Annotated in this window: 9 protein-coding genes; 4 read left to right on the forward strand and 5 right to left on the reverse strand. The window is 45.9% G+C overall.

The genetic code is table 11. The features are described from left to right. The first annotated feature begins 56 nt into the window (after positions 1 to 56). Complete coding sequence (locus ACX5KA_RS13275; RefSeq protein WP_458731379.1) at positions 57 to 392, forward strand: VOC family protein; 336 nt, start codon at positions 57 to 59, stop codon at positions 390 to 392. Here ACX5KA_RS13275 and ACX5KA_RS13280 read toward each other — a convergent pair. The 5 genes from ACX5KA_RS13280 to ACX5KA_RS13300 form a co-directional block, all read right to left on the reverse strand. Further along, positions 389 to 2,479 carry an oxidoreductase gene (locus ACX5KA_RS13280; RefSeq protein WP_458731376.1) on the reverse strand — a complete coding sequence of 697 codons (2,091 nt, stop codon included), beginning with the start codon at positions 2,477 to 2,479 and terminating at the stop codon, positions 389 to 391. The two genes, ACX5KA_RS13275 and ACX5KA_RS13280, sit on opposite strands and share 4 nt — an antisense overlap. A gap of 332 nt (positions 2,480 to 2,811) precedes the next feature. Then, positions 2,812 to 3,285, reverse strand: coding sequence for a DUF4426 domain-containing protein (locus ACX5KA_RS13285; RefSeq protein ID WP_202942054.1), 474 nt, complete (start codon positions 3,283 to 3,285; stop codon positions 2,812 to 2,814). 96 nt (positions 3,286 to 3,381) lie between these two features. Next, on the reverse strand, positions 3,382 to 3,918 hold the full coding sequence (locus ACX5KA_RS13290; protein ID WP_014950467.1) for a YggT family protein: 537 nt from the start codon (positions 3,916 to 3,918) through the stop codon (positions 3,382 to 3,384). Between the two features lie 20 nt (positions 3,919 to 3,938). Continuing rightward, positions 3,939 to 4,760 carry a pyrroline-5-carboxylate reductase gene (proC, locus tag ACX5KA_RS13295; protein ID WP_014980074.1) on the reverse strand — a complete coding sequence of 274 codons (822 nt, stop codon included), beginning with the start codon at positions 4,758 to 4,760 and terminating at the stop codon, positions 3,939 to 3,941. A gap of 70 nt (positions 4,761 to 4,830) precedes the next feature. Next, complete coding sequence (locus ACX5KA_RS13300) at positions 4,831 to 5,517, reverse strand: YggS family pyridoxal phosphate-dependent enzyme (RefSeq protein WP_458731377.1); 687 nt, start codon at positions 5,515 to 5,517, stop codon at positions 4,831 to 4,833. Positions 5,518 to 5,544: 27 nt separating this feature from the next. On the opposite strand from ACX5KA_RS13300, the gene ACX5KA_RS13305 reads away from it, so the two are divergent. The 3 genes from ACX5KA_RS13305 (at position 5,545) to ACX5KA_RS13315 (ending at position 8,167) form a co-directional block, all read left to right on the forward strand. After that, positions 5,545 to 6,588 carry a type IV pilus twitching motility protein PilT gene (locus ACX5KA_RS13305; RefSeq protein ID WP_014950464.1) on the forward strand — a complete coding sequence of 348 codons (1,044 nt, stop codon included), beginning with the start codon at positions 5,545 to 5,547 and terminating at the stop codon, positions 6,586 to 6,588. Between the two features lie 8 nt (positions 6,589 to 6,596). After that, positions 6,597 to 7,709, forward strand: a complete 1,113-nt coding sequence (locus ACX5KA_RS13310) for a PilT/PilU family type 4a pilus ATPase (protein ID WP_014977241.1) — start codon at positions 6,597 to 6,599, stop codon at positions 7,707 to 7,709. 140 nt (positions 7,710 to 7,849) lie between these two features. Continuing rightward, a complete protein-coding gene (locus ACX5KA_RS13315; protein WP_458731378.1) occupies positions 7,850 to 8,167 on the forward strand; it encodes a putative signal transducing protein in 318 nt (105 codons plus the stop codon). Positions 8,168 to 8,225: the final 58 nt, after the last annotated feature.

Below are 8,225 nucleotides of genomic sequence, written 5' to 3' on the forward strand. Positions count from 1 at the left end.
TATCTATGCGGATTGGTATAAGTGAAAAATGGTTACGAAATTTAAGGGAGAATAAAGTGGAGTTAGGGCTATTTTCGTTAAGTTTAACGGTTAAGGACATCAGCGAGTCGAAGGCGTTTTATGAGGCCTTGGGCTTTGAAGCCATGCCTTCATGCGGCTCGGTGGAAGATAAATGGTTAATGATGAAAAATGGCACCACCATGATTGGGTTATTCGAAGGGATGTTTGAAGATAACATTATGACCTTTAACCCAAGTGATGTTAGGGCACTTCAGGCAAATCTAGTTGAACAAGGCATCGCTTTAGACGTGCCTGTGAAAGGCGATAGCGGCCCCGGGCATCTAATTGTTAAAGACCCGGACGGCAACGCTATCATGTTCGATCAGTTTTAAATTCGCGCTGCCAGTTCAGCGCCTTGACGGATAGCGCGTTTAGCATCAAGTTCAGCCGCTACGTCAGCACCGCCGATAATGTGCACGGTAAATCCAGCCTCTTCTAGAGGTTTTTGGAGTGGCTTAAACGGCTCCTGGCCAGCACATACAATGACGTTATCGACCGGCAGTATTTTAGGCGTGTCGTTAATCAGCACGTGTAGACCTTCATCGTCCACTTTCTCGTAGCTCACGCCATTCATCATTTGAACATTGTGGTGTTTCAACGATTGCCTATGGATCCAGCCCGTAGTTTTGCCCAGCCCTTTACCTACTTTAGACGTTTTACGTTGTAGCAGATACACTTCCCGCTCAGAAGGCTCTATGGCTTTTTCCTTTAGTGCACCCGGTGTAGCATAGTCTTTATCTATACCCCAATGTGCCAGCCATTTTTCTTTATCTTTGGCTAAATGCTCGTGTTCAACCAAGAACTCTGCCACATCAAAACCAATGCCGCCGGCGCCAACAATAGCCACTTTCTTGCCTACTGGCTTGTGGTCGCGCAATACGTCTAAATAACTCATCACTTTAGGGTGGTCGTGCCCTTCAATTGTAAGCGTACGAGGATTAATACCGGTGGCTAGCACCACTTCATCAAACCCCTTGTTTGAGAGGTTCTCTACGTTTACTTGGGTGTTAAGGTGAACCGTAACGCCCACGCGAGCTAACTGATTGTCAAAGTAGCGTAGGGTTTCGTAAAACTCTTCTTTACCCGGCACTTGCTTGGCGTAATTAAATTGACCGCCAATTTCACTGGCTTTATCAAATAGATGTACTTCGTGACCGCGCTCTGCGGCATACATAGAAAACGCTAAACCCGCAGGCCCTGCACCTACTACCGCTAGTTTTCTCTTATTTTGAGTAGGGGTAAAGGTAAGTTCGGTCTCGTAGCACGCTTGTGGATTTACCAAGCAACTTGCACGCTTTTGTTCGAATGCATGGTCTAGGCAAGCCTGGTTACAGGCAATACAAGTGTTGATTAGCTTAGACTCATTGCGCATAGCTTTCGCTACAAAGTGAGCGTCAGCCAAGAAAGGTCGCGCCATCGATACCATATCAGCATGGCCTTGTGCGAGTACCGATTCTGCAACTTCAGGCGTATTGATACGATTAGTGGTAATAAGAGGGATAGACACCTCTTTTTTCATGCGTTCGGTTATCCAGGTAAACGCCGCGCGAGGTACGGATGTGGAGATAGTGGGTACCCTTGCTTCGTGCCATCCAATGCCGGTATTAATTAGCGTAGCGCCTGCTTTTTCGATTTCTTTGGCTAAATAAACAACCTCGTCCCACTTAGCGCCGCCTTCGACTAAGTCCAGCATAGACAGGCGATAAATAATAATGAAGTTAGTGCCCACTTTCTCGCGTACACCTTTTACTATTTCTATTGCCAGACGAGCCCGATTTTCTAAGCTGCCACCCCATTCATCATTTCTATGATTGGTGCGCTCACAGAAAAACTGATTTATGAGGTAGCCTTCAGAACCCATAATTTCCACGCCGTCATAGCCTGCTTGCTGGGCAAGGGCTGCACATTTTACGTAGTCTTTAATTGTGCTTCTTACGCCACGTGAGGACAATTCGCGGGGCTTAAAAGGGGTAATAGGCGACTTCATCGGTGAAGCCGAAACAGCAAGTGGATGATAACCGTAACGGCCTGAATGCAAAATTTGCATGCAAATTTTGCCGCCTTCCTTATGCACAGCGTCGGTAATAACACGGTGCTTTTTCGCGTGGCGAGAGCGGGTCATTCTGCCAGCAAAGGGCGCTACCCAACCTGAAATATTCGGGCTAATACCACCTGTTACGATCAGCCCCGCACCACCTCTTGCTCGCTCAGCGTAAAACGCAGCAAGTTTGTCAAAGCCGCCTTTCTCTTCTTCTAGGCCTAAATGCATTGAACCCATTAGGGTACGGTTGCGAAGTTGAGTAAAGCCCAAATCTAACGGAGCTAACAGGTTAGGGAAGTAAGGTGAGAGTTGTTCTGAATTGTTGGCAGACTGCGGTATAGCTGTCTGAGATAAGGTCTGAGACGAGGGCGTATTCATAATTATTCTCTGTTTTATTTGCTATGAAGGCAGTTAGTGTATGTCGCTCTTTGCTGCAGCGCAGTGCTCATCTGTCTTTCGTGATTTAGGTGCTAATGGCTACACATAATCCGACCACACTAACTTGCCCGACCAGTTGCTTTGATTATTTACCACCACATTCAATTGGTAAAGTGTAGTTACCCTATTTTTAACATAATAAAAAAGCGAGATACCGGGCTAACGGATATCTCGCTTCGTTAATCATGGCTTTTTCTCAAAAGCATGAATGTTTTATGGGTGAGCGCTTACTAATGCCATGGGCACTGTTAAAGTGCTAATCGCCCTATGAATTACTCGTCAACGTACATTTTTTGCTGAAACTTCAGCGTTTGTTTGCTGCTACCTTTTTGAACGTCAATCTCAAACCTAAAGGTTTCCTGATCACGAAATGGCAGCACGGCAAGGTAATAGATAGCATCACCTTCTTCCACCTTTTTGAAAGTCAGCTTACGCGAGTTACCTAACAGATTCTTAGCCGTACCTGTGACATCTGCCCGTTGCGCTTCACCGGAAACTTTGTCTAACACCGAAATGTTAACCAACGCATTAAACTTACTTCTCACAATGCCGTAGCTAGCCGCCACTTCAGGTGTGAGAAATGGCGTACTCACCACCATATAGTGAACATCCCATTCACCAAGCGTTTGCTTCTGCTCGGCAAATGCGGAAACGCTTAAGCATGACATAGCCATCGCAAGAAGTGCGACGTAAGCTTTTTTGATTTGATTTATTCTACCCATGATAGAAACTACCTCTGCCTTCATCCTATTTTCAATTCTTACCCATTACAGCTTGTTTTGCTCTATGAACCAAACTGCAAGACCAATACTTTCCCTAACAGTGTCTTGAACTGACATTAGTTACATAGGGAAAGTGTCTTGGATCAGAAGCTGTAAAAACTGTAATGCGATGATGGCAATAAGCACTGATAAGTCCAAACCGCCCAATGGTGGAATGACTTTGCGTATTGGCGCTAAAAACGGCTCGGTTAGCTGATACAGAACATAGTCAACCGGAGACTGACCTTGTGACACCCAGCTCAAAATAGCGCGTAGTAGCAACACCCAGAACATTAACGACAGGGTTTCTTTTATCACACCAATTACTGACAAAATCGCAATGCCGACTGGGTTTAGACTACCGCCAAACATTAACCCTAGGGTTATTAGCTTAAGCGCGCATACCGCTACCGCTAACACAAAAGTAGCGGTGTCGAACCTGCCGATTGACGGAATAATACGGCGCAACGGCCCCACGATAGGGTGGGTTGCTTTTACTACAAATTGACTGAGTGGATTATAAAAATCTGCCTGAACCATTTGTAACCAAAGGCGCAGAATAACCACCATCAAATAAAGGCTAAATAAGGTATCAACCAAAAATACCGTTGCGTTCATGTTGTGTTTTTCCTAAAACGTTATAGCTGTTTTGCCATTTCTTCAGCACGTGCTACGGCGGCGCGCATCGATTTGCTGACAATATCTTTTAAACCTTCATTAATGAAAGTGTTAACGGCTTCTGCGGTAGTGCCGCCCTTAGACGTAACTTGGGCACGAAGCTCACTTAATTCAAGGTCTGGGTTGTTACAAACCATTTCGGCTGCGCCTAACATCGCTTGTTGAACCATTAAGCGGGATTGCGCTTTATCAAACCCCATGTTCATGGCTTCTTCCTGCATATTTTGTAAGAACAAGAAGAAATAAGCAGGGCTGCTGCCCGCTGCAGCGATAACGCCGTTAATACCCTCTTCTTTATCTACCCAAACGGTTTCGCCAACGCTGTTCATTACATCGTCAACGTAATGCCTGTCCGACTCAGAAACCGTGTCGTCGGCATACATCCCAGACATGCCTTTACCTAACAAACTCGGGGTGTTTGGCATAATACGAACAACAGGGTATTCACCACCTAGCATTTCTTGCAATCTGGCTACCGGAAGTCCTGCTGCAATGCTCATAAACAACTTGCCCGATAGGTCGTTGTTTTTCTGAAGCTCGCCGCACATATCACCCATTATTTGTGGTTTTACCGCAAGCACTATGGCATCAGCGAATTGGCAGGCTTCATCGTTAGATTGTGTGGTGTGAATACCAAACTCGGCCTTCAGGCCGTCTAACTTTGGTGTGGAAGGGTTTGCCGCAAGGATGTTTTCTTTTGCGTACCCAGATTTGATAAGACCACTGATGATGCTGCGGCTCATGTTACCCGCGCCAATAAATGCTAATTTTTTCTGTTGCATGTAAATCCTATTTGTTGGTTGCGTTTAAGTCTGTGTAGCGAGGCGAAGCGCTATAATTCAGATTAGCGCGCTAGTTTCGCTTACCGAAAATAGCGGTACCGATTCGCACCATAGTCGACCCGTGTTGAATCGCTTCAGCCATATCACTACTCATTCCTACGGATAGGGTATCAAAATTGCTCAATGATGTATGGTAGTGGTCGAATAATTCTTTTAGCTTAGACAGTGTGGCGTGCTGCTGTTCTTCACTAGGATCAGCTTTAGGAATCGCCATTAAACCACGCAAAGTCAGGTGCTCTTGAGAGTTAACAAACTCCACTAGCGCATCTAATTCACTTAGAGCTACCCCAGACTTACTCTCTTCATCATCAATATTAACCTGGATGCACACGTTTAACGGCGGCATAGAGTCAGGGCGCTGCTCGTTTAAGCGACGAGCAATTTTTTCTCTATCTACAGACTGAACCCAATCAAAGTGTTCGGCTACCACTTTGGTTTTATTCGATTGGATTGGACCAATCATGTGCCACTCTATATCGCTTAAGTGAGAAAGTTCCTGAACCTTTTCAACACCTTCCTGCACGTAATTTTCGCCGAACATACGTTGTCCGCCTTCATACGCTTCCATGATATCTGATACGGGTTTTGTTTTGCTAACCGCTAGCAATTTAACGGAATTTGGTGGACGATGTGCACTGGTAGCGGCTTGGTCTATTCCTTTTCGTGCGGAATCTAGTCTTTCTGCTATTGTTTGCATTATTCACCTTGTTTTGGAGAAGTGGTTGTGGATATTACCGAACTTTTGGCTTTCAGTGTTAAGAATAACGCCTCAGATTTACACTTATCAGCGGGCCTACCACCAATAATTCGTGTAGATGGCGAAATGCGTAAACTGAACGTGCCAGCCCTCGATCACAAGCAAGTACATGGTCTCGTTTATGAGATTATGAATGACATGCAGCGCAAAGAATACGAAGAAAACCTGGAAACCGATTTTTCTTTCGAAGTGAATGGCTTGTCGCGCTTTCGTGTTAACGCGTTTGTGCAAAACCGAGGCGCCGCGGCGGTATTACGTACTATCCCCAGTAAAGTATTAACCTTGGATGACCTTGGCGCGCCTGAAATTTTCAAGGAAATTATAAATCAGCCTACCGGCATTGTACTTGTGACAGGTGCCACCGGCTCGGGTAAAAGTACCACGCTTGCGGCCATGGTCGACCATATCAACACTCACAAGCGTGAACATATTCTTACTATTGAAGACCCTATCGAATTCGTGCACGACAACAAGCTTAGCTTGGTAAACCAGCGAGAAGTACACCGCGATACGCACTCGTTTAATAACGCACTGCGCTCGGCGCTTCGTGAAGACCCAGACGTAATTCTAGTCGGTGAGCTACGTGACTTAGAAACCATACGCCTTGCCATTTCAGCTGCCGAAACGGGTCACTTAGTGTTTGGTACGCTGCACACCAACTCTGCACCAAAAACCATTGACCGTATTATCGATGTTTTCCCGGCAGAAGAAAAAGCCATGGTGCGTTCTATGTTGTCGGAATCATTGCGTGCGGTTATTTCACAGACACTGCTTAAGAAAGTAGGCGGGGGCCGAGTTGCGGCTCATGAAATCATGGTGGGGATCCCCGCTATTCGTAACCTTATTCGAGAAGATAAAGTGCCGCAAATGTACTCGGTTATTCAAACGGGTCAGGCTCACGGTATGCAAACCATGGATCAGTGTCTTCAGCGCTTAGTGGCTATGGGTGTGATTACCAAACAAGACGCCGCAGCAAAGTCAGTTGATAAACAGTCGATGAACAGTTTCTAGAGGCCAATATGTTAGATTCACTACTACAAAAAATGGTCGATACCAACGCATCGGATTTATTCGTAACGGCGGGGTTTCCGGTAAGTGCCAAAATTAACGGCAAACTTACGCCAGTGACGGAAAGCGCGACCTCGGAAGAGGCATCGCTGGCGCTAGTTCACGAAGCGATGACTGAAAAACAGCAGAATGAGTTTCACACGACCAAAGAGTGTAATTTCGCCATAGTACGAGAGGGCATTGGTCGTTTCCGCTGCTCTGCATTTTGGCAGCGTGACCAAGCGGGCATGGTGATTCGCCGCATCGTTACTCAAATTCCGAAAGCTGATGATTTGGGTCTGCCGCGAGTATTAAAAGAAATTATTATGGCTAAACGCGGTCTTGTTCTATTTGTAGGTGGAACGGGTACCGGTAAGTCCACGTCACTGGCTGCGCTTATTGGACATAGAAATGAAAATTCGCACGGGCATATACTGACTATTGAAGACCCCATTGAGTTTGTTCATGAGCATAAAAACTGTGTTATTACCCAGCGCGAGGTGGGCATAGATACTCAGTCTTTCGACGACGCCCTTAAAAGTTCGCTACGTCAGGCGCCTGATGTCATTCTTATTGGTGAAATTCGTTCAATGGAAACCATGGAATATGCCATGTCGTTTGCTGATACAGGGCATTTGTGTGTGGCTACGCTGCACGCTAACAACGCGAACCAAGCTATTGAACGTATTATGCATTTAGCGCCGAAAGATCAGCACGATAAGTTGCGCTTTGACTTAAGCTTAAACATCCGCGCCATTGTTGCGCAGCAACTAGTACCAACGCCAGACGGCAAGGGTAGGGTTGCGGCAATAGAAATATTGCTAAACTCGCCGCTAGTGCGCGACCTAATACAGCGCAATGAAATAGGCGCGTTAAAAGAAGCAATGAAAAAAGGCAAAGAGCAGGGCATGCAGAGCTTTGATATGGCGCTGTATGATTTGTACAAAGCGGGTAAGATTGATATGGACCAAGCGCTGCACCACGCCGACTCGCCTAATGACCTGCGCTTAATGATCAAGCTTGATACCAGCGACGGTTCTAGCTTAGGTACACTGTCAAATGTATCTATTGATATGGATGACTAATTGCTTTCGCTTTATGCTGAAATCCCTTTAGGGGGAGGTGCATTTGAAACGCTTACTGAAATAACGCAGTAGAGAGACACGTTTTTCTCGCATGATGAGCAGCCCACGGGCTGCTTTTGTGTTTAACAAGAGGGTAGCCATTGAAAAAACTCTTCACTTCACAAGACGCTTTTGAACTTCAAGCGGTTCGCAGCGAGCTTGATGCTTTATCTATTCCTTATATGGTAAAAAATGAGTTTGCCAGTGGCGCAATCGGAGAGCTGCCTTGGCAAGATTCTCAGCAGGAAGTGTGGCTTGTTGACGATAGCTGGTATGCAAGAGCGTCGAAAGTTATTGAGCTCTTCATTCAGAAATCAAACGATAAGGCATTATCTAGTGAAGACTGGATTTGTGGTGAGTGCAGTGAACAAAATGGCGCTGCTTTTGATGTCTGCTGGCAGTGTGGGGCAGAAAATTAATAACAGCAAGGGCCAGCAGCATACAACGATCAACGATGGAATGGTCTCCCCCCTCAAA

Source organism: Alteromonas alvinellae (genome assembly GCF_902705805.1).